Origin of the sequence: Aequorivita viscosa, from assembly GCF_900106795.1 — a bacterium.
Lineage (GTDB): Bacteria > Bacteroidota > Bacteroidia > Flavobacteriales > Flavobacteriaceae > Aequorivita > Aequorivita viscosa.
On sequence record NZ_FNNS01000005.1, the window covers coordinates 149,781 to 176,290 of the forward strand.

20 protein-coding genes and 1 pseudogene are annotated in these 26,510 nt (G+C 36.7%); 12 read left to right on the forward strand and 9 right to left on the reverse strand.

Annotated features, from left to right (window positions below):
* Nucleotides 1-640 precede the first annotated feature (640 nt).
* From ffh to BLW28_RS04400, 3 genes and pseudogenes are all read left to right on the forward strand, one after another.
* A complete protein-coding gene (gene ffh, locus BLW28_RS04390; RefSeq protein WP_073215493.1) occupies nt 641-1,969 on the forward strand; it encodes a signal recognition particle protein in 1,329 nt (442 codons plus the stop codon).
* 86 nt (nt 1,970-2,055) lie between these two features.
* Nucleotides 2,056-2,419 (forward strand): annotated as a pseudogene (locus BLW28_RS04395) (four helix bundle protein).
* A gap of 40 nt (nt 2,420-2,459) precedes the next feature.
* Complete coding sequence (locus BLW28_RS04400) at nt 2,460-3,341, forward strand: bifunctional 5,10-methylenetetrahydrofolate dehydrogenase/5,10-methenyltetrahydrofolate cyclohydrolase (protein WP_073215495.1); 882 nt, start codon at nt 2,460-2,462, stop codon at nt 3,339-3,341.
* Nucleotides 3,342-3,358: 17 nt separating this feature from the next.
* Here the strand turns inward: BLW28_RS04400 and BLW28_RS04405 are convergent, their stop codons facing one another.
* The 5 genes from BLW28_RS04405 to BLW28_RS04425 form a co-directional block, all read right to left on the reverse strand.
* Entirely contained in the window at nt 3,359-3,811 is a 453-nt protein-coding gene (locus BLW28_RS04405) for a YkvA family protein (protein WP_073215498.1), read from the reverse strand.
* Between the two features lie 208 nt (nt 3,812-4,019).
* Nucleotides 4,020-5,060 (reverse strand): AI-2E family transporter, encoded by a 1,041-nt coding sequence (locus tag BLW28_RS04410; RefSeq protein ID WP_073215502.1) that lies wholly within the window; start codon nt 5,058-5,060, stop codon nt 4,020-4,022.
* 132 nt (nt 5,061-5,192) lie between these two features.
* On the reverse strand, nt 5,193-5,381 hold the full coding sequence (locus BLW28_RS04415; protein ID WP_073215504.1) for a hypothetical protein: 189 nt from the start codon (nt 5,379-5,381) through the stop codon (nt 5,193-5,195).
* 94 nt (nt 5,382-5,475) lie between these two features.
* Entirely contained in the window at nt 5,476-6,042 is a 567-nt protein-coding gene (locus BLW28_RS04420) for a hypothetical protein (protein WP_073215509.1), read from the reverse strand.
* 53 nt (nt 6,043-6,095) lie between these two features.
* A complete protein-coding gene (locus BLW28_RS04425) occupies nt 6,096-7,625 on the reverse strand; it encodes a helicase HerA-like domain-containing protein (protein ID WP_073215512.1) in 1,530 nt (509 codons plus the stop codon).
* A 151-nt stretch (nt 7,626-7,776) separates the two neighbouring features.
* On the opposite strand from BLW28_RS04425, the gene BLW28_RS04430 reads away from it, so the two are divergent.
* Nucleotides 7,777-8,406, forward strand: a complete 630-nt coding sequence (locus BLW28_RS04430; RefSeq protein ID WP_073215594.1) for a 7-carboxy-7-deazaguanine synthase QueE — start codon at nt 7,777-7,779, stop codon at nt 8,404-8,406.
* 45 nt (nt 8,407-8,451) lie between these two features.
* Here the strand turns inward: BLW28_RS04430 and BLW28_RS04435 are convergent, their stop codons facing one another.
* Entirely contained in the window at nt 8,452-8,997 is a 546-nt protein-coding gene (locus BLW28_RS04435; RefSeq protein WP_073215597.1) for a DUF2911 domain-containing protein, read from the reverse strand.
* Nucleotides 8,998-9,294: 297 nt separating this feature from the next.
* Here BLW28_RS04435 and gyrB point away from each other — a divergent pair, with 297 nt between their 5' ends.
* From gyrB to mdh, 3 genes are all read left to right on the forward strand, one after another.
* On the forward strand, nt 9,295-11,235 hold the full coding sequence (gene gyrB / locus BLW28_RS04440; RefSeq protein ID WP_073215517.1) for a DNA topoisomerase (ATP-hydrolyzing) subunit B: 1,941 nt from the start codon (nt 9,295-9,297) through the stop codon (nt 11,233-11,235).
* 214 nt (nt 11,236-11,449) lie between these two features.
* Nucleotides 11,450-12,466, forward strand: coding sequence for a DUF6588 family protein (locus BLW28_RS04445; RefSeq protein ID WP_073215520.1), 1,017 nt, complete (start codon nt 11,450-11,452; stop codon nt 12,464-12,466).
* Nucleotides 12,467-12,675: 209 nt separating this feature from the next.
* A complete protein-coding gene (mdh, locus tag BLW28_RS04450) occupies nt 12,676-13,602 on the forward strand; it encodes a malate dehydrogenase (protein WP_073215523.1) in 927 nt (308 codons plus the stop codon).
* 192 nt (nt 13,603-13,794) lie between these two features.
* On the opposite strand, the gene BLW28_RS04455 is transcribed toward mdh, so the two are convergent.
* Complete coding sequence (locus BLW28_RS04455; RefSeq protein ID WP_073215526.1) at nt 13,795-16,347, reverse strand: adenosylcobalamin-dependent ribonucleoside-diphosphate reductase; 2,553 nt, start codon at nt 16,345-16,347, stop codon at nt 13,795-13,797.
* A 253-nt stretch (nt 16,348-16,600) separates the two neighbouring features.
* Here BLW28_RS04455 and BLW28_RS04460 point away from each other — a divergent pair, with 253 nt between their 5' ends.
* From BLW28_RS04460 to secDF, 5 genes are all read left to right on the forward strand, one after another.
* Entirely contained in the window at nt 16,601-17,026 is a 426-nt protein-coding gene (locus BLW28_RS04460) for a hypothetical protein (protein WP_143036835.1), read from the forward strand.
* A gap of 171 nt (nt 17,027-17,197) precedes the next feature.
* On the forward strand, nt 17,198-19,237 hold the full coding sequence (locus BLW28_RS04465; protein WP_073215529.1) for a TonB-dependent receptor plug domain-containing protein: 2,040 nt from the start codon (nt 17,198-17,200) through the stop codon (nt 19,235-19,237).
* A 24-nt stretch (nt 19,238-19,261) separates the two neighbouring features.
* Nucleotides 19,262-20,116, forward strand: a complete 855-nt coding sequence (locus BLW28_RS04470) for a hypothetical protein (protein WP_073215532.1) — start codon at nt 19,262-19,264, stop codon at nt 20,114-20,116.
* 407 nt (nt 20,117-20,523) lie between these two features.
* The gene (locus tag BLW28_RS04475) at nt 20,524-21,174 is read left to right on the forward strand and encodes a hypothetical protein (protein ID WP_143036836.1); all 651 of its coding nucleotides are present in this window, start codon (nt 20,524-20,526) and stop codon (nt 21,172-21,174) included.
* A 144-nt stretch (nt 21,175-21,318) separates the two neighbouring features.
* Complete coding sequence (gene secDF / locus BLW28_RS04480; RefSeq protein ID WP_073215538.1) at nt 21,319-24,357, forward strand: protein translocase subunit SecDF; 3,039 nt, start codon at nt 21,319-21,321, stop codon at nt 24,355-24,357.
* 410 nt (nt 24,358-24,767) lie between these two features.
* On the opposite strand, the gene BLW28_RS04485 is transcribed toward secDF, so the two are convergent.
* Nucleotides 24,768-25,889, reverse strand: a complete 1,122-nt coding sequence (locus BLW28_RS04485) for an ATP-binding protein (protein WP_073215541.1) — start codon at nt 25,887-25,889, stop codon at nt 24,768-24,770.
* A gap of 101 nt (nt 25,890-25,990) precedes the next feature.
* The gene (locus tag BLW28_RS04490) at nt 25,991-26,488 is read right to left on the reverse strand and encodes a DUF192 domain-containing protein (RefSeq protein ID WP_073215544.1); all 498 of its coding nucleotides are present in this window, start codon (nt 26,486-26,488) and stop codon (nt 25,991-25,993) included.
* Nucleotides 26,489-26,510: the final 22 nt, after the last annotated feature.

Consider the following 26,510-nt stretch of genomic DNA (forward strand, 5'->3'; position numbering starts at 1 on the left):
AAACTTTCGGTCTTTATCTAATTTCTTAGTGTCGAAGTGTTCATTGAAGTTGAAAGCTAATTTCCTCAAGCTGGCAATATAGCAAATCGACATAAAACGCAGTGTATTCCAAGCTCTTGGAAATTACGATTTATGAAAATTTTGTGATATTTCAAGGAGTACTTCAAATTTTTATATACTGTATTGTCCAATTTGTATTCGAATTGTTTTCCTATTAAACATTGTTCTAATTGCGTTTCCTTGCTTACTAGTATCTTGTTCCCCTGAGATAGTACGACGTTATGCATTAATAATAGGCTAGAAAATAGAAACTTCATCAAATACCGAGTTCCATAAGTACTAAATATGTTATTTGGTTTTAAGGTTTTCAATAGGTTTATCAGACAACAATCATTTAAATATTAAGAATAGAAAAAAGTTTGCAATTATACGACGTATTTTTCAAAAAAAATGAATGAATATATTCTACTAAATTTATTTTAAGAATTTAAGCTTTGGTTTAAAATACCATAGTCTTATTTTTTTGATACTCCCTTTCAGAATGTTATCTTTGCACCTCGAACTCAGTATATCCAATAGAAATCTGACTTATATTTTTTTAAAGGATTTAAGGGTTTGTTCCTAAATAAACAACAACGATATGTTCAATAATTTAACCGAAAAGCTGGATAAAGCGCTGCACGTACTAAAAGGTCACGGCAGTATAACCGAAGTAAACGTAGCAGAAACCCTAAAAGAAGTGCGCCGTGCCCTTTTGGATGCCGACGTAAACTTTAAAACAGCCAAGGAGTTTACCAATACCGTAAAAGAAAAAGCCCTGGGTCAAAACGTATTGACAACCCTTCAGCCAGGCCAATTGATGGTTAAATTGGTAAAGGATGAGCTTGCCGACTTAATGGGTGGCGAAACTGCAGGAATAAACTTGAGCGGAGCCCCTACGGTTATTCTTATGTCTGGATTACAAGGTAGTGGTAAAACAACTTTTTCGGGTAAACTGGCAAACTATCTTAAAACAAAAAAAACCAAAAAACCTTTATTGGTGGCTTGTGATATCTATCGTCCTGCTGCGATAAACCAGTTACACGTAGTTGGTGATCAAATAGGGGTTGAAGTGTATAGCGAACCAGATAATAAAAACCCTGTCGATATTGCGCAAAAAGCAATTGCCTATGCAAAACAGAATGGCTTTAACGTTGTTATCGTAGATACGGCGGGACGTTTGGCTATTGACGAAGCAATGATGACGGAAATTGCAAATGTGCATAAAGCCATTAATCCACAAGAAACGTTGTTTGTGGTTGATGCAATGACTGGGCAAGATGCTGTTAATACCGCAAAAGCATTTAATGATAGATTGAATTTTGATGGAGTTGTGCTTACTAAGCTAGACGGTGATACTCGTGGTGGAGCGGCAATATCTATTAAAAGTGTTGTAGATAAGCCAATCAAATTTATCGGAACAGGTGAAAAAATGGACGCCATCGATGTGTTCCACCCTGCGCGTATGGCCGATAGAATCCTGGGAATGGGTGACGTAGTTTCCCTTGTTGAAAGAGCTCAGGAACAATTTGATGAAGAGGAAGCTCGTAAAATTCAAAAGAAAATTGCAAAGAATCAATTTGGTTTCGACGATTTCTTAAGTCAGATTCAGCAAGTAAAGAAAATGGGAAGCATGAAAGACCTAGTGGGAATGATTCCTGGGGCCGGAAAAGCTTTAAAAGATGTAGATATTGATGACGATGCCTTTAAAGGAATTGAAGCCATTATTCATTCAATGACCCCAACTGAAAGAACGCAGCCTTCAGTAATAAACGGAAGCAGAAAAAAACGAATTGCTAAAGGTTCTGGAACAAGCGTTCAGCAAGTAAACCAATTGCTAAAGCAGTTTAACCAAATGAGCAAAATGATGAAGATGATGCAAGGTGGTGGCGGTAAGAAGATGATGCAGATGATGGGGAATATGAGGTAGATTTAAAATGAAGTAGCAGTTTTCAGTATCAGTAAGCAGTAACAGTGATAAGTAGCAGTAAACAGTAGAAATTTAAATTTTTTTTGATGAGTTTTAAAACTTTATTGGCATATCAAAAAGGATTTTCACTGGCTATGGAAATTTTTGAAATATCCAAAACTTTTCCAAAGGAAGAAACCTATTCTCTGACAGACCCAATTCGAAGAAGCTCACGTTCTGTTTGTGCCAACATTGCTGAAGCTTATCGCAAAAGAAGATATGAACGGCATTTCGTTAGTAAATTGACAGATAGTGATGCCGAAAATTCTGAGACCCAAGTATGGTTGGAATTTGCCAAAGCTTCAGCTTATATTTCGATTGAAACAGAAGAAGATTTCAAAACTAAAAGCGAAGAAATCGGAAAGCGTATAAATTATAATGATTGATAATCCCGGCAAATTTGGAGTCTAATACTACTGCCAACTGCAACTGCCACTGAATACTTTAGAGAATGGAAATCCTAGACGGAAAGAAAATAAGTAACGACATTAAAAATGAAATCTCTGCCGAAGTTGAAAAAATGAAGGCCAATGGAGAAAAGGTGCCGCATCTGGCTGCAATTATTGTGGGTAATGATGGTGCGAGTCTTACTTATGTAGGTAGTAAAGTAAAAGCTTGTGAACGTGTTGGGTTTGAGTCTACATTAGTAAAAATGCCAGACACCACGAGTGAGTTAGAGCTTCTTAAGAAAATTAAAGAACTTAATGAAGATGATAATATCGATGGCTTTATCGTTCAGCTGCCACTTCCTAGGCAAATTGACACTCAAAAAGTGCTTCTTACGGTAGATCCAAGCAAGGATGTTGATGGTTTTCATCCAGAGAATTTTGGGAAAATGGCACTTGATATGAGCACTTTTATTCCTGCAACACCTTTCGGAATTCTTGAGTTGTTACAACGCTATAACGTTGATACCAAAGGGAAACACACCGTTGTTATTGGAAGAAGTCACATTGTAGGAAGACCTATGAGTATTTTAATGAGTAGAAAAGGCTGGCCTGGAAACAGTACTGTTACCTTGACGCACAGTAATACTAAAAACATTGCTCAAATAACTACTCAAGCCGATATAATCATCTCGGCATTAGGTGTTCCAAATTTTTTAAAGGCTGAAATGGTCAAGGATGAAGCGGTAATAATAGACGTTGGAATTACAAGAGTAGAGGATGCTGATAGCCCTAAAGGCTACAAGATTACTGGTGATGTTGATTTTGAAAACGTTAGTAAAAAAGCCTCTTTTATTACTCCTGTTCCTGGTGGAGTGGGGCCAATGACTATTGCTATGTTGTTAAAAAACACGCTTTTAGCTCGCGAGCAACGAAGAGGCCATTAGAAATTATATTCAATTAGCTATTTCTGTCGGGAAAGTATTTTATCACCTTCTTCTAAGCGCCAATCTAAATACTTATGAAGATCTGTTTCAATCCAACCCATAGAAATTGACATTACCGCCAAATCGTCAATATATCCTATACCTGGAATAAAATCAGGGACAATGTCTAATGGATTTAATACATAAAGTAGGGTAACTGCAATAGACGCAATTGTAAACCAAGGTACTTCAGAATATTTGCCATTTTTGAAATCCTTGAGCATTTCAAACATAATTTTTCCTAATTCAACAAACTTTCGTAAGGGAGGTGCATTGCTCAATTTTTTCGAAATAGACTCTTCATTGTCCATCACCAATTCAACATCTTCATCATCTATTTTTGAGGTTTCATTCTCAAAATAATCTTCGCTTACATTACTATTCATCATAGCGATTAAGGGTTTTTTTGAATTATCTTTTTTGAATACCATATTGATTAAATTTATTTCCTAAATCTAATCAATCCTCAACCGAATACTTTTAAAATTTTGTTATAAATAACTTCAATTTAAAGAAATAAAACACGGTCAAATTCTAAAGCGGAATAAAATAGTTAGGTTCAATATATCTAAGAAAGTCCGATTTCTGCTAATTTTATAGGTTTTTGAATTAGCCTACATTTTGCATCAGAGTTAACTTTTAGAGTACTTTATCTTCATTCACTCTAGTGTCTGCGCCATATTCTTTTCTATAAATCTTCACTAAAACAATAAACAGGCTTATTAATAATGGCCCAAAAATAAGGCCGATAAACCCAAATAATGGAACTCCCACAATTACCCCAATTAGAGTAATTAATGGGTGTACATCGTCCAGTCGTTTTAGAACGTATAAACGGATAACGTTGTCTGTGGAACCTACAACTATGAAACCGTACATTAAAATTCCCCAAGCTGCAAAATTATCGCCTGCAGAGAGTGTGAGCAAAAACACTGGAACTACTCCTAACAATGTGCCCACAAAGGGAATCATGCTTGAAATAGTTACAATTACAAACCAAAAAAATGGATCTTGAGTGCCAAAAATAAGAAAGCCAATAAGGGCTACAATACCTTGAGCCAGCCCAACGAGTGGGATACCCAGTGCATTAGACCGTACCATGGCCTGAACTTCGGATCCAATTTCGTTTAAATTATCTCGGTCTAATGGAATGTATTCACTAAAAGACTCCTTCAACTTTCGTCTATTGGTTAACATATAATAGAGCATAAAGTACATTAAACCAATCGCAATAAAAGCGTTAAAAGTGCCACCTGCTAGATCTTGTAATTGAACCGATAACCAGCTTGTAATTGCCGATGGATTTATTTGCTCACTCAATTGAAACCCTAATTTATCATCTAATATTCCTAATTGGTCTTTTAAGGCGTGAACAACTTCAGATGAATTGGTAACGGCTTCAGAAATTTTATTTCCTAACATTAATATAATTCCAGAAATAGGAAGTAGAATGCCAATAAACGATCCGAGCATTAAAAGAAACGCAGCAAGGCTTGCATTCCATTTTTTCTTTTTAACAAGAGTGAACATCCACTTTCGCATCAAGACGTACATTGTAATTGCTCCAAGTACTCCAGTAAGATAAGGTAAGAGCTCGCGAAAAATTAAACTCCCCATTAACAAAATGAGAAGTATGACAAAAACTTGTCGAATAATTTGTGGTGGAATGGTTTTCGTCATATAGTAAATTAGACTATTACTGGCTATTATTTAGGCTGTGCATAAGTATCTAATTAATAACTGATACTTTGCTGAATAGCCTGCTTGTTATAAGACTTTATTCGATTTAAAAAAATGTTAGTATGCCCTGCTTTAATCAATTTGGTCTGTGTCCTTTCTTCGTTTTAACAATCCGATGCCAGCAAAGAAAAACACGATTCCTAAGATTATTAAAGCCCAAGAGTTGATTCCGACCTCCATACTTCCAAAAATTCCTAAAATACCCATTATTAATGCGATAGCGCCAGCTATGGTTAGTATAAATCCTAAAATTTTGATCATGATTATGGTTTTTTGGTTAATGATGATTAAAAATATAGGAAATCACTCGTTTGGTAATGGGTATTAACAAAAGCTTAGTAGCTTCGTGTAAATTTTAATTTTTAGCAGGCCAGCCAATTCTAAAATATTTTACTGTAGCTGAGTCTATTATGTGGTGGGCTTCTAATTTGGCATTTGGGTCATTTCGAACCTCTCCAGTTAAATATTTAGATTCGATAGTTAGATAGATGTCAGTATCTGAGAAAAACACCATTACTCCATTAATAATTCGTTGTACATCCGAAATGGTATGATTGTCTTTAAAATCCTTATATGTGCTTTTAGTACTAAGTCCTTTTTCCGTTTTATATCTTGGATCGAAAATCATGATATCTGTAATTGTGGAATTTGGATCTGTCTCGTTTTGTGGTGAAAGCAATAGGAGTTTTTGACCTCCTTTTTCATAGATTTCTACTTCACCTTGCGTTTCTAAGGCATTCGGGGATGAGCTGATTTTTACAATTGAATCTGTTGCAAAAATAGAATCCAACTGCTTCATTTTTGCTTGGTCTGTTAATTTTCCAATTGTTCCTTTTTTGATAAGAAATGGATCAGTGCTTTCTTTTCCACATTGTACGAATAATAGTGTTGCAAGGATACCGAAGAATAAGGTTTTTTTCATTTATAGGGTTGATTATTAATTAATTTAAATTTAAGTTTTTTATTGTATACGAACTATTTCATCATTTTTCCTAGAATCCCAAGGACGCTTCGTATCACAGTTGGGCTAGTGAGGGTCTTTATCCATGGATTTGAAGTGCGTTTACTGCGAGACGAAGATCTAACTGTTGATGCTTGTTTAGATTTTTCTGTTTCTTTTCTAGATTTTTCCTTAGCTTCTTCTGTGTTGGCATCAGCAATTTTTTTCGTCAACATTTCGTAAGCACTTTCCCTATCGACAGTTTTGTCGTATTCGGGAATTAGTGTAGAACTTTGTAGTAATTCCTTTAACTCGTCATTGCTTAATACATCCATTCGGCTCATGGGAGCGCGAAGCATTGTACGGGCTAGAGGTGTAGGTATTCCTTTTTCGTTCAAAGCACTTACCAATGCTTCTCCAATTCCTAGTGTTGTTAATACTTCATCGGTTTTGTAATATTCTGAAATAGGATAGTTTTCTGCAGTAAGTTTTATTGCTTTTCTGTCTTTAGCCGTAAAAGCACGTAATGCATGTTGAATTTTTAGTCCTAACTGGCTCAGAACCGCGTCGGGTACATCTGTAGGGTTTTGGGTTACAAAATAAAGCCCAACTCCCTTAGAACGGATTAATTTTACAATACTTTCAATTTGATTTAACAGCGCGCTACTGGCTTCTTTGAAAATTAAATGCGCCTCGTCAATAAAGATTACAAGTTCGGGTCTTCCGCTATCTCCTTGCTCAGGAAAAGTGGTGTAAATTTCAGCAAGCAAACTTAGCATGAAAGTTGAAAAAAGTTTAGGACGATCTTGTATATCGGTTAAGCGAATAATATTCACATAGGCCATTCCGTTTTCATCTAAGCGCATTAAATCTTGTGGATCAAACGATTTTTCGCCAAAAAACAGGTTAGCTCCTTGCTGTTCTAATTCAATAATTTTACGTAGAATGGCGGCTGTAGAAGCGGTTGATATTCTGCCATAAGCATTTGTAAATTCTTCTTTTCCTTCGTTGGTAGTGTATTGTAAAATCTTTTTAAAATCCTTTAAATCCAATAAAGGCATTTTGTTGTCGTCGCAGTACTTAAAAATAACCGATACGATTCCAGATTGCGTATCGGTTAAATCGAGAATTCTAGACAAAAGCACAGGGCCAAATTCACTCACCGTGGCACGAAGACGTACGCCGTTTTGTTCAGAAAGCGATAAAATTTCGGTAGGAAACCGCTTGGCTTCGTATGGAAAACCGATGGCGTCGTGGCGTTCTTTTATTTTGGCATTATCTGTTCCAGGTTGCGCGATTCCGCTTAGGTCGCCCTTAAAGTCCATTAACAGCACTGGAATTCCTTTTTCAGAAAGATTTTCAGCAAGAATTTGAAGCGTTTTAGTTTTTCCAGTTCCTGTGGCTCCTGCAATAAGTCCGTGACGATTTAAAGTTTTTAATGGAAGTTTTACAAAAGCATCTTTTACAGTTTCTTTCTCATACATTGCTGAGCCTAGGGTAATATAATCTCCTTTTGTGGCGTAACCAGAATTGATATGCTCGATAAAAGTTTTCTTGTTTACCATGCTTTTAAATTTTGCTCAAATGTAATAAATAAACGTGCCAAAATTCAAATACCGTTGCATTCTATTGAGCTAAATAAGTTTGGTTTATCAGTTGGTTTTTGTTCGTTGCATTTTGTTATTTGAAGTTTATTTTTATAGTACTTTTGCGCCTATGAAGAATGAAGTGCAAAGTTTAGTTGATAGAGGTCTTGTCTTGCCTTTAATGGAAGAGTTTTATACCATACAAGGCGAAGGATATCACAAAGGAACAGCTGCTTATTTTATTAGAGTAGGGGGTTGCGATGTTGGATGTCATTGGTGTGATGTAAAAGAAAGTTGGAATGCTGAACTTCATCCTCCAACTACTATTGAAAGCATGGTCCAAAAAGCTACAAGCCACTCAAAAACAGTCGTAATTACTGGTGGAGAGCCGCTTACCTACGATATGGGCCCGCTTACCAAAATGCTAAAAGATAATGGTGCGAATGTGCATATTGAAACTTCGGGCGCCTATAAACTAACGGGAACTTGGGATTGGATTTGTCTTTCTCCTAAAAAAGTAAAACTCCCTACCGAAGAAATTTATGAAGTTGCGCACGAACTTAAAGTTATCGTTTTTAACAAGGATGACTTCCGTTTTGCTGAAGAACAAGCTGCAAAGGTTAACGATAACTGTTTGTTGTATCTTCAGCCAGAATGGGGAAACCGTGAAAAAATGTCGCCGTTGATTGTGGATTATGTAATGCAAAATCCAAAATGGAAGGTGTCCCTACAAACGCATAAGTATCTAAACATTCCGTAAAGGCGCAATGCATAGTGTCTCCACTTGTGGTAATACACTGTGCTTCTAAGGAAGAGTTTTAAAAGGAATTTCTACGTAATGATCGTCCCATCCTATCAAAAGTGTTGTTCCGTCGTTTTCGGGGCGAAATATCATTGAAAGTGTTTCTATTGGAGCTACGGCTTGCATACATGAAACCTTTATTCGAGCCACATCCATTTCTTTTTTATAATTGAATGCTCCCCAGATATCGGTTGCACTGTTGATTATAATCGTCCACTTGTCTTTATTTGGAATCGTGAAAAGTGTGTACGTGCCCGGTTTTAAAACGGTCTTTCCAAGAAGTAAGGGGGTGTAAATGGTTAATTCGGTTGCTTCATTCGCTCCTGTGCGCCATACTTCATTATATGGCACTAATTCGCCAAAAATATCACGTCCCTTTTTTTGAGGACGACTGTATATAACTCGAGCAATTGGCGGACTGTTTTTATTAGCTCTAGCAATTGCAAGATCCATAGGAGAAGCATCTATATTTGGAAATTCTTGAGCCTGAATATTTAGTTGAATGGCAAAAAAGGTAAGCGTTAAAAATATAGCTAAAGTGTTTTTCATAGTATTGCGTTTAATAATGAACGAACGGTAAGTTATGACAATTATTTTCATTAAAAGTTTAATCGGGCTCTAAATGTTATGGAGTAAATGCTGCTAAACAGAAAGCTGTTTTGTGAAACTTAACCCCCTGTTTATGGTTTCATGTCTCAATATACAAGAAAGCTATAAAAACAGCTTTTTTCCACAGGTTTTTGTTAATAACTTAGTGTCTCTGAGATACGTAAACCCTTAATTTTATAGGGGATTTCGTTATATTTGTGAATTGTTGAAAAAATTGAAAATTTTACAGAATCATATATGAGCGAAGAACAAAATAAAGGTAGTTACGGTGCCGATCAAATTCAGGCATTGGAAGGAATGGAGCACGTGCGCATGCGTCCATCAATGTATATTGGTGATGTTGGAGTACGTGGTCTTCACCACTTAGTTTATGAAGTGATAGATAACTCCATTGACGAAGCAATGGCTGGTCATTGTGATACTATTGAGGTATGGATAAATGAAGATAATTCAATTACCGTAAAAGATAACGGTCGAGGAATTCCAGTTGATCTGCATAAAAAAGAAGGTGTTTCTGCTTTACAAGTGGTAATGACCAAAATTGGTGCAGGTGGAAAATTCGACAAAGATTCGTATAAAGTATCAGGAGGATTGCACGGGGTGGGTGTTTCTGTTGTAAATGCTCTTTCTGTTAACTTAAAAGCCACCGTTCATCGCGATGGTAAAATTTGGCAGCAAGAATATGAGCGTGGGAAGGCGATGTATCCTGTAAAGTCTATTGGCGAAACAGATGTTCGTGGTACAGTTGTTACTTTTCTTCCAGATCCCGAAATATTCAGTCAGACTACAGAATATAGCTACGAAACCCTAGCTAATAGATTGCGAGAGCTTTCATTTCTAAATAAAGGATTGACTATCTATATCACCGATAAGCGTGAAAAAAATGAAAAAGGTGAATATGAAACCGAAAAATTTCACAGTGAGGAAGGTCTAAAAGAGTTTATCAAATATTTAGACGGAAATCGCGAGTCTATTATTGCTGAAGTAATTTCTATAGAAGGTGAAAAGAATGACATTCCAGTTGAGGTTGCAATGGTTTACAATACTTCATATACTGAAAATCTTCATTCGTATGTAAATAATATTAATACCCACGAAGGTGGAACCCATCTTTCTGGTTTTCGAGCTGGTTTAACGCGTACGCTGAAAAAATATGCAGATGCTTCTGGAATGCTCGATAAACTTAAATTTGAGATCGCTGGTGATGATTTCCGTGAGGGTTTAACAGCAATTATTTCGGTTAAAGTACAAGAACCACAATTTGAAGGACAAACCAAAACCAAGTTGGGTAACCGAGAGGTAACGGCTGCAGTTAGTCAAGCTGTTTCGGAAATGCTCGAAAACTACTTAGAAGAGCATCCTAACGATGCCAAAATAATAGTTCAAAAAGTAATTCTGGCTGCACAAGCCCGACATGCCGCAAGAAAAGCTAGGGAGTTGGTACAGCGAAAAACTGTAATGAGTGGCGGTGGCCTGCCAGGAAAACTTTCAGATTGTTCTGAGCAAGACCCTGCGAAATGTGAAGTATTCCTAGTGGAGGGAGATTCGGCAGGTGGAACCGCAAAACAAGGACGGGATAGAAACTTTCAGGCTATTCTTCCATTACGAGGTAAAATCCTCAACGTAGAGAAAGCCATGCAGCACAAAGTTTTTGAAAACGAAGAAATTAGAAACATCTACACTGCACTTGGCGTTACTATCGGAACTGAAGAAGATAGTAAGGCACTGAACCTAGAAAAACTGCGTTACCATAAAGTAGTAATTATGTGTGATGCGGATGTGGATGGAAGCCACATTGCTACGTTGATACTTACATTCTTTTATCGTTATATGAAAGAACTTGTTGAAGCTGGTTGTGTATATATTGCTACTCCACCTTTGTACTTATTGAAAAAAGGTGCTAAAAAAGTATATGCATGGAGTGAAAAAGAGCGTGATGATTATAACCTGGAAATGGGCGGTGGCGCTTCAATTCAACGATATAAAGGTTTAGGGGAGATGAATGCAGAGCAATTGTGGGATACTACAATGAATCCAGATTTCCGTATTTTAAGACAAGTAACTATAGACAATGGAACGGAAGCCGATCGCGTTTTCTCTATGCTTATGGGAGACGAAGTTCCGCCACGTCGTGAATTTATTGAGAAAAACGCAATTTATGCGCATATCGATGCGTAATATCACTGGTTGGGTATTCCGTGTATCCCTCGCTTAGTATGTCCATGTTTTGAGTTCTTCTATTTGCTTACTTTAAAATCTAATTATTAAATCGTCTGCAGTTTGAATAGGTTTTAAAAAAGCCCTATTTTTATATGGAAACTAAAATACTGTTAAACCCACCTACCAGTCTAGGGCAGGTAGGTGGTTTTTTTTAAATGTAAATTCTGTATATATGAAAAAGTTACTACTGTTTTTCGGATTATTGATTACTGTGCCTTCATTGGCGCAAGATAAATTAGAAGACCTTATTGCTGCAGGTATTGAAGACGCCCAACGTTTTGCCACTGATTATTTAACACCGGGTACTGAAAGCTTAATGCACAATGTCGCGAATGGGTGGATACAATCCGCTGAGGTTAAAAAACCACTTAAATTTGATATTTCATTAATAGGAAATATTATTCTCGTGAAAGACGAGCACCAAACTTTTACACTGAACACCGCCGATTATAAAAATCTTAAATTTCAAGATGGCAGTACGGTAAAACAGGTTGCTACCGTTTTTGGAGAAAACAACCCCGATATAACGGTTTATTCTGAAGTTAAGGATGGTGATATAACAGTTAGAGTGCCTTTTGAACTACCGCAAGGATTGGCTTCAGTAAATATGAACATATTGCCTGCAGCATTTCTGCAAGCAAGATTAGGGCTTTTTAAAGGAACTGAATTAAAGTTACGTTACTTTCCTAAAATTAAACAAGAAGATGTGGACGTCGGACTTTATGGAGTGGGACTTCAACACGAATTTACCAGTTGGCTTCCGGCAGAGAAGCTGTTTCCTGTAGCTATTTCTGGTATTGTAGCCTACACAAATGTTGGGGCAAACTACGATTTTACTAATAACAATATTGTTACAGGTACCAATCAAAGATTTGATTTAACTGTAAATTCTTGGTTGTTTCAACTTCAAGCGTCAACAAAACTGCCTGTAATTAACTTTTACGGCGGAATTGGTTATGTTTCTGGAAATTCAGAATTTAATGTTTTAGGAAATTATAAAGTTGTTGATGGTATACCTATAGATGAAGACACAGATGAATTTCAGAATCCATTTACCGTGGAGAATAGTGTTTCGGATATGCGCGGAACGCTAGGACTTATCTTAGAATTAGGATTCTTCGGATTGCATGTAGATTATACTTTTGCTCAATATAACAATGCTTCAGTGGGAATGCATTTCGGAATTTAACACACTATTCTTTATTTTACTATAACCGCCTTCTTCTTTTATTTTTGAAGAAAAATTTTAGGTAATTCGTTTTGTTTTTAAAGCTTTGTTATCATTGTTTTAAGTAGTTTTTGATACTTTTGTGAAGCTTTTTAACCCAAACATTTTAATAGTTGAAAATGGGTTCAAAATTCAATTGAAAATATTAATAATCAATAAATAATAATTAAATGAAAGTAACAGTCGTAGGTGCGGGTGCTGTTGGCGCAAGTTGTGCTGAGTATATCGCTATAAAGAATTTTGCAAGTGAAGTAGTTTTGTTGGATATAAAAGAAGGTTTTGCTGAAGGAAAGGCTATGGATCTTATGCAAACGGCTTCTTTAAATGGTTTTGATACTAGAATTGTAGGTGTAACAGGCGATTATTCTAAAACTGCCGATAGTGATATTTGCGTAATTACTAGTGGAATACCAAGAAAACCTGGAATGACTCGTGAAGAATTAATAGGAATTAATGCTGGTATTGTAAAGGATGTTTCTTCTAACCTTGTAAAACATTCTCCTAACACAATTATTATCGTCGTGAGTAATCCAATGGATTCTATGACATATTTGGTTCATAAAACTTCAGGATTAGACAAAAATAAAATTATCGGAATGGGAGGTGCTTTAGATAGCGCTCGTTTCAAATACCGTTTGGCTGAAGCTTTGGGCGCTCCAATTAGCGATGTAGACGGAATGGTAATTGGTGGTCATAGCGATACTGGAATGGTTCCGTTAACACGTTTGGCAACACGAAATAGTGTTCCTGTTTCTAATTTCCTTTCTGATGATAGATTAAATCAAGTTCTTGAAGATACTAAGGTTGGTGGAGCTACACTTACCAAATTGTTAGGAACTTCGGCTTGGTATGCTCCGGGAGCAGCAGTTTCAGGATTGGTTCAAGCAATTGCTTGCGACCAAAAGAAAATGTTCCCATGCTCAGTAATGCTTGATGGAGAATACGGATTGAAGGATATTTGTATCGGAGCTCCTGTTATTCTAGGTCGAAATGGTATCGAAAAAATCGTAGAACTTGAATTGAGTGATGCGGAAAAAGCCCATATGCAATCAAGCGCTGAAGGTGTTCGTAAAACAAACGATTTGCTAGAATTTTAATAATAAAGCAATTTTAAATTAAACCTCACAGGTCTCGAAAGACCTGTGAGGTTTTTTCATGTGGATTATGTTCTTTGTTTAATAAAAACCCCAAGGGTATTGCGATGAAAAAAGCAATCTAACCTTTGGGGCTTGACATTTATACAATCTTACGTCCTATAGCGCAGCGGTCTTAAGTCCTACGTCCTTTTTTTACCCGCATTTTGAAGATCCGCAATTCTTGCAAGTCAAACAACCTTCCTGATAAATAAGAGAGGTGCTATTACAGTTTTCGCATTTTTGTTTTTTTGCTTCCGTCCCGTCTGCAACATAACGTTTTAGGGCGCGAGCAACTCCATTTTTCCAGGTGTTAATGCTTTCTGTGTCTAATTGCAAACTGTTTATTAATTCCACGGCTTTCTCAATCGGCATTCCGTGGCGAAGGGTACTCGATATTAGTTTCGCATAATTCCAAAATTCGGGATTAAACTTGTGTGAAAGTCCTTCGATTGTGGTTTTATAGCCTCGTTTATTTTTATATTGAAAATCATAACGCGAGCTGCCATCTTCATTTCTAGCCTTGATAATAAATCCTTGATTTACCCATCGCGGAATTAGAATACCATCTTCATCATCTGCAAACCCTGTAAATATTTCATAAGGTTTTCCGTCGATTAACCCGATAAATGCTATCCATTTGTCCTTGCTATTTTGAAAACGGACTACATCGGCGTTTAATATTTCTGGACGCTTTGTTGGGAAAGCAGTGAGAGTGGTTTCTTGATCTTCCTCTTTTTCATCATTTGAAATTAAAACTCCCGAACGGGATCCATCACGGTACACGGTAACTCCCTTGCAGCCTGCTTGCCAAGCCTCTAGATATAATTTACCGACCAATTCTTCTGTAGCATCGTTTGGTAGGTTAATTGTAACTGAAATGGAATGATCTACCCACTTTTGAACGGCTCCTTGCATTTTTACTTTGCTAAGCCAATCCACGTCATTGGAAGTGGCCTGGTAATAAGGTGAGTTTTTAACGATTTTATTTAATTCCTCCTGAGTGTAATTTTGGTTGGTGTCTATACCGGTAACTTCCATCCATTCTTTAAAGCGGTGGTGAAAAACAACATATTCTTCCCAGCTATCTCCAACTTCATCAACAAAGTCTACCCTAACATTCTTATCGTTTGGGTTTACTTTTCTTCGTCGCTTGTAAACTGGTAAAAAAACTGGCTCGATTCCAGAAGTAGTTTGTGTCATTAAGCTTGTAGTGCCAGTAGGAGCAATCGTTAAAAGTGCAATATTTCTACGGCCGTGCTCTAGCATATCGTAATACAGCTTTTCATCCGCTTCTTTTAAACGAAGTATAAATGGATTGTTCTTTTCGCGATCAGAATCAAATAATTTAAAGGCGCCTCTTTCTTTCGCGGTGTTTACCGATGCTCTATAGGCTTCAATAGCTATGGTTTTGTGGATTTTTACTGAAAATTCAATTCCCTCTGGGCTGCCATATTTAATGCCTAATGCAGCAAGCATGTCCCCTTCTGCGGTAATTCCTATTCCGGTTCTTCTACCTTCTTCAGCTTTTGTTTGAATGTTCTTCCAAAGGTTTCTTTCAACAGCTTTAATTTCATCAGACTGTGGGTCGGCATCAATTTTAGCAATAATTGCGTCAATTTTTTCCAATTCTAAGTCGATGATATCGTCCATTATCCTTTGGGCGATGTTCAAGTGCTTTCTAAAAAGATCGAAATTGAACGAAGCTTCCTTCGTAAATGGCTTGTCAACGTATGAAAATAAGTTGATGGCCAGTAATCGGCAGGAATCATAAGGACATAGCGGAATTTCTCCACACGGATTTGTTGAAACCGTTTTATAGCCTAAGTCTGCATAACAGTCTGGCACCGATTCTTTGATTATGGTGTCCCAAAAAAGAATTCCAGGTTCAGCAGACTTCCAAGCATTGTGAACAATTTTTTTCCACAGTTTTCCAGCTTCTATTTCGTTTGTATTCTTTGGGTTTTCACTAAAAATTGGATATTTCTGAACATAGTTTCCTCCGTCTTTTACCGCTTGCATAAAAGCATCATCTATTCGCACAGAAACGTTGGCGCCAGTAACTTTACCTTGTTCCATTTTAGCATCGATAAAATCTTCTGCGTCTGGGTGATTTATAGATACTGAAAGCATTAAGGCTCCTCGACGCCCGTCTTGAGCAACCTCCCGTGTAGAGTTGGAGTAACGTTCCATAAATGGAACAATACCAGTTGAAGTTAGGGCAGAATTTTTTACTGGAGATCCTTTTGGGCGTATGTGTGAAAGATCGTGTCCAACTCCTCCGCGGCGCTTCATAAGTTGTACCTGTTCTTGGTCTATCTTCATAATTCCACCATACGAATCGGAATCGCCGTCGTTTCCAATAACAAAACAGTTTGAAAGGGAGGCTACTTGGTACGGATTGCCAATTCCGGCCATTGGGCTTCCTTGGGGTACTATATATTTAAAATCCTTAATAGCATCATATATTTCCTTCTCGGTTAATGGGTTTATATAGCGCTGTTCAATTCGGGCAATTTCACTCGCAATTCTGCGGTGCATGTCGTCAGGAGTTTTTTCATAAATATTGCCTTCAGAATCTTTTAGGGCGTATTTGTTCACCCAAACGCGGGCGGCAAGATCATCACCTTTAAAATAATCAACCGAAGCATTAAAAGCCTCATCTTGAGTAAAGGTTTGGGGTGTGGGGGTAATGGTTTTCACAGACATCTTTTGCAAAAATTTTAGGAGGTTATTAAATTTGCTTTTTAAAGTATGTAAATATAGCGAAATAGAAATCTCATTTAAAAATATAAATTAAAAAGTTGACAGAAAAAATATATACTTACCTATTAATCAAAACATTAAAAATTATAAACAATAAAAAGTTGACAAATTTGTGAAATTTCGGTTTCCTTGATAGAACCCTGTGTTTTATGGTTTTTCGGTGAATATTTGGGCTTGCTTCGTATGATTTAATAAAGTGATAAAAGTCATTTTTGAAACTTGTAGTGAATCGTATATTTGTAGTGTGAAAAATGTAATTCTCATATCGATTACCTTCCTAATGTTCGCCAAACCTTTTTGGCCAGTAATGGATTATATGGTGAATTATGATTACATTGTTAATAATTTATGTGAAAATAGAGACAAACCAGAATTGAACTGTGACGGAAAATGTTATTTAAGTAAAGAATTGGCTAAAGAAGCTGGTGCTGATGAAAATAATCCTCTAAACAATAAAAATTCAAAAACCGAAATTCCGCAGGTTATTATTCTTGAAAATATTTCTGATTTTCAATTAGCATTTATACCAGATATTATTGCACCAGAAAAAGTGGGTTATACATCAGTATTTCACACTTCACTTTATGTGTCAAAAATTCTTCATCCCCCGCGAATAGTATAGTTTTTTGAGGGACGTTTTTTGTGGTTTTCTAATGAAAGCCCGCTTGTAATGCTCGTGAGGTTTATAAACCTAGTTGTGCTAAACGAAGACGACCATTTCATTCCTTCAAGATGTGTTTTTAAAATCGATATACTTCTTGTTGGTGTTTAGAAACCTATAACTATTTTTAAAATGAAATCATTTATTTGGGTGTCTCCAAAATTGGGGATACCGATGGTGTGCCTACTTGTAGCGGTTCTTTTTACGGCTTTTGTTTCAGAATTGCATGGGCAAGAAGTGGCAGCCGATAGCTTAAAGTTAATCAACTTAAACGAAGTAGTGGTAATTTCAGCTGGTAAACAGTTGGATCATCAAAAGCAGCATAAACCAATGTCGTCTTTAGATGAGTTTTTGGAGTCATCACGAAGTATTAATATGGTAAAGCGCGGCGCCTATGCTTGGGAGCCAACGATGAACGATATGGGTTCTGAACGCTTGGCTGTTACTATAGACGGAATGCAAATTTTTGGCGCGTGTACAGACAAGATGGATCCAATAACTTCGTATGTCGATGTTTCAAACTTATCAGAAGCGCAAATTGGTTCTGGACAGCAAGGTTCGGCTTTCGGAAATACCATTGGCGGAGGAATTAATTTGAAATTGGACAAAAGTAATTTTAAGCCAACAGGATGGACTGGTTCGTTGGAAAGTTCGTACGAAAGCAACAACAGTATGCGTGCTTTTGGTGGAGAACTAAATTATTCTGATGAAAAATTCTATATAAATACTGATGTGATTTATCGAAAAGCCGATAATTACAGTGCTGGGGGCGATAGAGAGGTATTGTATTCGCAATTTGAGAAGTATAATTTCTCAATCAATACGGCATACAAACTTGCTGAAGACAAATCTGTTTCTGCTACCTTAATATACGACGAAGCTAGAGATGTAGGATATCCCGCATTAACAATGGATGTTTCTTTGGCGCGTGCGATCATAGGTTCGGTAAGTTATAATCAGGATACCTTGTTTGGAAGTTTGACGAATTGGGAATCTAAGTTGTACTTCAACACCATAGAACACGTGATGGACGATACTACGAGACCAGGCGTGCCAATTCATATGGACATGCCGGGTTGGAGTGATACGTATGGGTTTTATTCGCAGGCTAATTTCACAAGAGAAAGGAATCGGTTCTTTTTTAAAGTAGACGGTTATTTCAATAAATCCATAGCCGAAATGACAATGTATCCTGCAAATAGCAGCGAAGCCTTAATGTTTATGCTAACGTGGCCAAATGTACACACTACCGATTTTGGATTTTATGCCGAAGACAATATTTCTTTTTCAAAGTCTTCGCTTAAATTATCTACTCGTTTAAGCTATCATTCAAATACTGTGGCAGATGACTTTGGACTGAATAGTCTTAAGATTTTTCATCCTGAAATGGATCGGACAAACACTCGTTTTCTGAAAAGTTTTTCGGCTCAGTATCACCAAATGATGAACGATTTTCATTTGAATGGAGGTATTTCTTATGGCGAGCGCGCGCCGTCGGTTTCTGAAGGCTATGGTTTCTATTTGTTCAATAGTTTTGATAACCACGATTATATTGGCGATCCAGATTTAAAAACGGAAAGCTCTGCGGAGGTCAATCTCTCGATATCGTACGAAAAACCGATTTTTGAAATTACTGCCGAAGCAAACTACTTTCGCGTTTTCAATTATATAATTGGAACGGTTAATCCGTTGGTGAGTCCAATGGCCATTGGAGCCGATGGGGTTAAGGTTTACGAAAATTTAGATTATGCGCAGCTATTTAATACCTCACTTTTGGGTCGATATGCTATTTCGAATGCATTTAAACTGTCGGGTAGAATTTCGTATCATCGCGGTGTGGATAATGACGATGAAAACTTACCGTTGATTAGCCCAGTTTCATATCAAGGTAGCCTCGATTTTTATAAAAACCAATACTCAGCTTCACTTTCTGTAAATGGAGCCGGGAAGCAGGTTAATTACAATCCCGCTTATGGCGAAACCAAAACTGCTTCGTACGCGACGCTTTCAGCGAGTTTCGGAAAGCGTTTCTTCTTAAATAATGATAGTCTTTTTGTTAAAACTGGAATTGAAAACATTTTAGACACTTATTACTCTTCCTATACCGATTGGAAAAATATACCAAGAATGGGTAGGAATATCTATTTAACAATTTCTTATTCAATTAAATAAAAACAATATAAATCTCATATAAAAATGAAAACACTTAAATATATTTTCGCAATTCTTATTATTTCGGCTTCATTCCTTAGTTGTTCTACGGACAATGACGATGAGCCAACACCAATGAACCCTGTAGCAGGACTTATTAAAATTTATGAATTTTCTGAAGCTGACCATACTGTCGAAATCTATTCTGAAAAACAAGTTTTAGAAGTGGGCTATAACGAACTTTCTATCCGAATTTTGGATAAGGCGAGTAATAACTACATTTCCAATGCCGAGCCTACGTGGATGCCAATGATGCATATGGAGTCTATGAGTCATTCAGGACCGCATAGTATGTTACGAAATACCGAAAACGAAACTGTTTACAAAGGGCATATCGTTTTTCAGATGGCAGAAAATGATACAGAATACTGGGAGGTTGCTTTAAATTATAATTTCAATGGAGAGCCAATGAGTATGGCTCAACGGGTGTCGGTGGTGCAACCGGTTGATGGTTTTAGAAAAACTCAAGTATTTACTGGAGCTGACGAGGTGCGCTATATTATGGCATTCGTAAACCCAAAAGATCCACAAGTGGCTATTAATGATTTTCAAGCGGTTTTATACAAAATGGAAAATATGATGACCTTCCCAGTGGTTGAAAATTACAAAGTTACTGTTGATCCTAGAATGCCTTCCATGGGAAATCATACATCTCCAAATAATGAAGATATGGTTTATAATGCCGCAACAAAAATGTATAACGGAAAGCTATCGTTCACGATGACCGGATATTGGAAAATAAACTTGAAGCTGCTAAACGCAAGTGGTGAAGTTTTGAAAGGGGAAGATATTACAGATGACAACCCAGCAAGTAGTCTCTATTTCGAACTAGAGTTCTAAAAATAGAGATGGTAAGGGCTTTATCTAACCGTAACGAGTAATATCCGAATAGTGGATAGACTTCTGCCTTAATTTGGCTAAAGCCGATAATTATTTTATTTATTTCCCCGAGCTAAAGCACTGGGTTGTTTAAAGGAAACCATAGAATAGAATAACCACGGCGCTTTAGCCCGTGGTTAAAAAAGTGTTGCGCGAATCTGGCTTTAGCCAAACATTTCCGTAATACTTGTGTGACTGACTGGATTTTTATTGATTTTGAGTTGATATTCTTAAAAGGAAGTTAGGTGCTTTACTTATTCCTTTAGATAGATTGACGCTTGTTTTTTTTGGAGGATTTATCCTACGTCATCAGTCCTATCGTCTTACGAACTTTAAAAAAAGCTGCGTTATATTCCTTAAAGACTGTAGTGATACAGTCTTTATTTTTATATATTTGGCGCGTGAATTGGAGATGGTATATTACTGGAATAATCATAGCCCTTGCGTTTTATGGCGCTGGTTTTGAACAGTCAACAGCAAGTCCTAACCAGGAGATTGTTGTTAGGTTCAGTGCCGATTCTATCACAGCCAATGATGCTAAAAAGACAATTTCTGAAATAACTAGGCAGTTAAAATCTATAGGTGTAGATGATGTTCACGTATCAGAAGTGGTTAATGGTAAAGTTAAAGTTACCTATTTTAGTACCCTCGATGTAGCTGTTGTAAAAAGCTTACTTTACAGGTATAACAAGCTCGACTTGAGCGATACCGCCTTTAATGAGGACGACAATTCTTCTCAATTTCCCTTCAGTAATAGCCCTACAACCTACAAATTAGAAATTGTCCAGATCCAAACAGATTTAGGGTCCGATATCGGTTTTCAAGGAATACTCGTAGAAGTAAATTCACTTGCCGATCAATATTTAAAACCGAGAATTTCTTTAGCTACCTCCGAAATTAACTTCACTCCAAAAGATAATTTCGAAAGTGCAGATATTACCAACTACCTAGTTGTTCCCGAATTAATAACGGAATTTGAACACATAATTCCCGAGGTAAGGGCAGGCCCCATTTGTTAGGAAGTACACTTTGCTTCCCCAATTTCAGCTTTCCAAAAATTTATTTTTTTAAAAAATAATCTTAATTGTTAGATATGGCAGCAAATTATATATTTGCGCTCTCGAAAATTTCGGGATAAAAATCTGACCAAAAATAATTTACACATGCAAAATAGAGGATTAATTACTGTATTCGCCATTCTATTCGGATTGGTGAGTATTTATCAGCTTTCTTTTACGTTTATTTCCAGTAAAGTAGAAAGTGAAGCTAAAGAATTTGCACAAAGCAAATATTCTGAAAATGAACCAGATTTAAGAGAAGCCGCAGAGGCTCGTTACCTTGATTCTGTTGGAGTTTCTCCAGTGTTTTTAGGAATTGATTACAATACCGCAAAAGATAAAGAGCTTAATAAAGGTCTCGATCTTAAAGGGGGTATTAACGTTATTCTTGAGGTTTCTGTAAAGGATATCTTGAGAGGATTGGCAAACCATTCGAAAGATCCTGCTTTTAACCAAGCTTTAGAAAATGCCACAGAACTTCAAAAAGCTAGTCAGGATACATATTTAGAGTCTTTCTTTAAGGCTTTTGAAGCGCTTCCAGGCGAAAACACATTAGCTTCTCCAGATGTTTTCTTTAATAAGAATTTAGAAGAAAGCATTACTCCATTAATGACCAATGCTGAGGTGAAGCCTATTATTGAAAGAAAAATCGATGAGTCTATTACTTCAGCTTTTGAGGTACTTAGAAAACGTATCGATAAGTTTGGTGTAACACAACCAAACATCCAGCGTTTAGGGAAATCTGCCCGTATTTTGGTGGAACTTCCAGGTGCTAAGGATGTAAGTAGAGTTAAGAAATTGCTTCAAAGCACTGCTCAGCTTGAATTCTGGGATGTTTATAAATTTGAAGAAGTAGCTAGTTTTTTACAAGCTGCAGACAATAGAGCTGGCGAAATTGAATTAGCTAAAAGCGGTAAAACAGCGGTAAAAGAAACTGTTGAAGTTGTTGAAGATACAACCGAAGCTGCCGAAGAAGACGACGTAAGTAAACTTCTAGGTGGACAAGATGTTAAAGATACACTGGTAGATGATAATAAGGCGAACCCAATTCTTTCTAGAATGGTCTCTCTTGGAAACCAAGGAAGTCCAGTTATTGCTACTTTCAGATTAAAAGATACTGCAGCGGTAAACGGTTACTTGCGTATGCCTCAAGTACGTTCATTGCTACCTACAGAAATGCGTTTTGCAAAATTTGTATGGGGCTTGCCTTCACCAAACCCACAATTAAAGGGAGAGGAAACTACTGCGCTTTATGTGTTAAAAGGAAATAGGGATGAGGTGCCGCCACTTGGTGGAAACGTTGTTGTTGATGCAAGACAAGAATACGACCAAATGAGTAGAATAGTAGTTTCTATGCAAATGAATGGCCAAGGGGCTAAAGTATGGGAACAAATGACTGGTAATGCGTACCAAAACCAAAGCCAGATTGCCATTGTACTTGATGATATTGTATATTCTGCTCCTGGAGTTACTTCAGGTCCAATCGCAGGAGGTCGTAGCCAGATTTCTGGAGACTTTACAGTTAACGAAGGTCAGGATTTAGCAAACGTACTTCGCGCAGGTAAACTACCAGCTTCAGCAGACATCGTTCAAGCGGAAGTAGTTGGACCAACACTTGGTCACGAAGCTATTAATAGTGGTGTTATGTCATTTGCAATAGCACTTATAATTGTGCTACTTTGGATGATTGGATACTACGGAAGAGCAGGTGTTTATGCCGACATCGCTTTGTTAGTTAACATTTTATTCATCTTCGGAATATTAGCCGGATTAGGTGCTGTGCTTACGCTTCCTGGTATTGCAGGTATTGTACTTACCATTGGTATGTCGGTAGATGCTAACGTACTTATTTTTGAACGTATAAAAGAAGAACTCGCAAAAGGGAAGTCGCAAAAAGATGCTATTAAAGATGGTTTTAATAATGCTTTGTCTTCAATTCTAGATGCTAACATCACCACAGGTCTTACGGGATTAATCCTTTTGGTATTCGGAACTGGTCCTATTCAAGGGTTTGCTACTACCTTATTAATTGGTATTGCAACTGCATTATTTACAGCAATCTTCATTACCAGATTGTTTATAGATTCTTATACAAGAAATGGAAAGGATTTACCTTGTACGACTTCAATGTCAAAAGGTCTATTTACCAATGTGAATATCGAATTCTTGAAGAAAAGAAAAACAGCTTACATAGTTTCATCTGTGTTAATTCTAATTAGTTTAACGTCTTTATTTACAAACGGATTAAACCAAGGCGTTGACTTTGTTGGAGGGCGTACATATACAGTTCGTTTTGCAAAAGATGTAAATTCAGCTAAAATCCAAGATGATTTGATTGCTACTTTCGGAAGTGCAGAAGCAAAAACGTATGGAGGAAACAATCAGCTGAAGATTACTACAAAATACAAAGTTGAAGAAACCGATACAGCGATTGATGAGGAAATAGAGCGTATGCTTTATGAAACACTTAAAGCTGATTTACCTGCCGACATGACCTACGAAGCTTTTGTAGGTGACCAGGAAGGTAAAAGTATTGGTAGAATGGAGTACTACAAAGTAAGTCCGACCATTGCAGATGATATTAAAAGAGATTCGTTCTGGGCTGTTTTCGGCTCGCTGATTGTGGTTTTCTTATATATCCTGCTCCGATTTAGAAGGTGGCAGTTTGGTTTAGGTGCCGTTGCAGCTATTTTCCACGACGTTCTTATTGTGCTTGGTATATTCTCATTAACATATACTTTTATGCCTTTCAGTATGGAAATTGATCAATCGTTTATTGCGGCAATCCTTACTGTGGTCGGGTACTCCTTGAACGATACGGTAATTATATTCGACCGTATTCGTGAGTACTTTGGGGAACACCCAAGTTGGAAAATGAACCGTGTTATTGATGTTGCCCTAAACAGTACGTTAGGAAGAACAATGAACACCTCATTTACCACGCTTATCGTATTGCTGTCTATGTTTATTTTTGGGGCCGAATCTATCCGCGGACTATTGTTTGCAATTATAGTAGGTATTCTAGTGGGTACGTATTCATCGTTATTCATTGCAACTCCAATTATGTACGATACGGTAAAACGCAAGAAAATTGAAGATCTAATAGATATTAAAAAAGAGGAAGAAGAAGCTCTTGAAGCATAGAACCTTATAAAACTTCGATTAATTAAGAAAGCAGGCTCGTCAGTAATGGCGAGCCTGCTTTTTTGTTTAAATGTGTTGTTGGCTTTGTTGTTTTGTAAGCAGCTGAAATTATAAGAAGTTTTATTCAACGTCACGGTTCTGATTTTGAAAGCAGATAAGATAGAGCGTCTGTGGTGTTAATAATAGAACCAATCTTGTTCTGAGTATCTTCAGATACTTTCCGAATCTAGACACATATATGCTTCAACGTATAATCTAAGGTTTAGCAACGTATTAGAGGGTGAAGGGACACATAAATATCTATTCAGAACGTATTCGTGCGAGTTTTTGGAAATAAAAATTGATTTACTCTTTATCAGCTGCGGCACGGGAGGCAGTACTTCAAAATATGAAGCTTGAGTGAGCAACTTTTAAATTTTCACAAAACTTCTAAAATTATTAGTATCTATTACAAAGCTCTTTGCATTATATGTTTCTACAAACGTTTGTGGGAGCTTCATCTTTTTGCCCTTAGTTTCCCACTTAAATTCATATCCTAGAATAACACCATTTTTCTCTTCTAGAAAGTCAACTTCCTGTTGTTGTTTGGTTCGCCAGAAATACATTTTTGCAAATGTGTCCTTGTATATGTTTTGTTTTCGCCTTTCCGAAACCAAGAAGTTTTCCCATAGCGCTCCTTTATCCAACCGTAGATCTAGCGGATTAAAATCACCAATTATCATATTACGGACACCATTATCATAGAAATAAATCTTTCTAGATTTCTTAATCTCATTTCTCAGGTTTCGACTGAAACTGTTGAGCCTAAATACGATATAGCCTTGTTCTAGTATTTCGATATATTTTTGTATTGTAATTTTATTTACTCCAACTAGTTGCGACAGTTCATTATAATTTACCTCGCTTCCCATTTGCAATGCAAGCGCTTGTAGTAATTTCTCGAGAACTTCTGGTTTTCGAATGTCCGAAAAAGCCAAAATATCTCTATACAAATAACTATTAACTAGGTTTTTTAATGTCTCTTTCTCGTTTCCCTGATTGTTAATTACATCTGGGTAGAAGCCATAAAGTAATCGGTTTGTGAGTTGCTGTTCTGATTTTAAAAATCCAATTTTTTTTTCATATTCTTCCCAAGCAATTGGAAATAGTTCGTATTCCCATTTCCTTCCAGTTAAGGGCTCGTTCAATTCATTTCCTAAATCAAATGATGATGAGCCACTAATAAATAGTTGAACATCTTTAAATTGGTCTGTAATTATTTTTAAGGTTAATCCAATTCCTGGTATTCTTTGAGCTTCGTCAAGAAATACATTTTTATTGTCGCCTAATAGAGTCCTAATTTCTTCTGTATTGGGACTTGATAACAAGTTTCTTGTTGTAGGGTCATCTCCATCGAGAAATAAATAATCCATCTCTTTCAGGATGCCTTTCAATAGGGTGGTCTTACCCACTTGTCTCGCTCCAACCACTACTATAGCTTTACCGCTTCTTAGTTTTTCCTGAACCTTATTTTCGATAATTCTAGTAAACATTGTTTTTATTTCAAAGCTACTTATAATTATCGTAATGCCCAATAGTTATAACTATTGGTCATTACGATAGCGAAATTACTGAAATTGGAAACAGTCGATTCTTAATTCTCTTGAATAAGTTGAAACGTATCTCCAGTGGTGAGATTCCATTTGTCAGAAAGTCCTGCGTTTACCTCTAATACAAATTGCGCAGGGGCTTCGGAAGGAAGTGATGATTCATCGAAGGGCTTTGCATTTTTGCGGATGCTTATAATTTCTTTTTCTGAATTGAAATATATGATGTCTAAGGCAAATTCAGTATTTTTCATATAAAAAGAACGAATTTGCGAATCTTTAAAAATGAATAGCATTCCTTGATTCTTGGCCATAGATCGACGGTACATCAATCCTGTTTGTGTTTTATAATCGTCATCGGCAATTTCTATGTCGAGTTTTGTAATTATAGAATCATTTTCTGCTTTTATTAAATTAAGTTCACCTTGTTTGGTAAAAGTAATTTCTCGCGTAAGGCTTTTGTTGTCTGTAGATGCAGAGTCTTTGCAATTAGAAAAAGTTAATAGAGCGCCGATAATTGCTATCGAAGTAAATATTTTTTTCATTGTGAATAGATTTTATGACTTA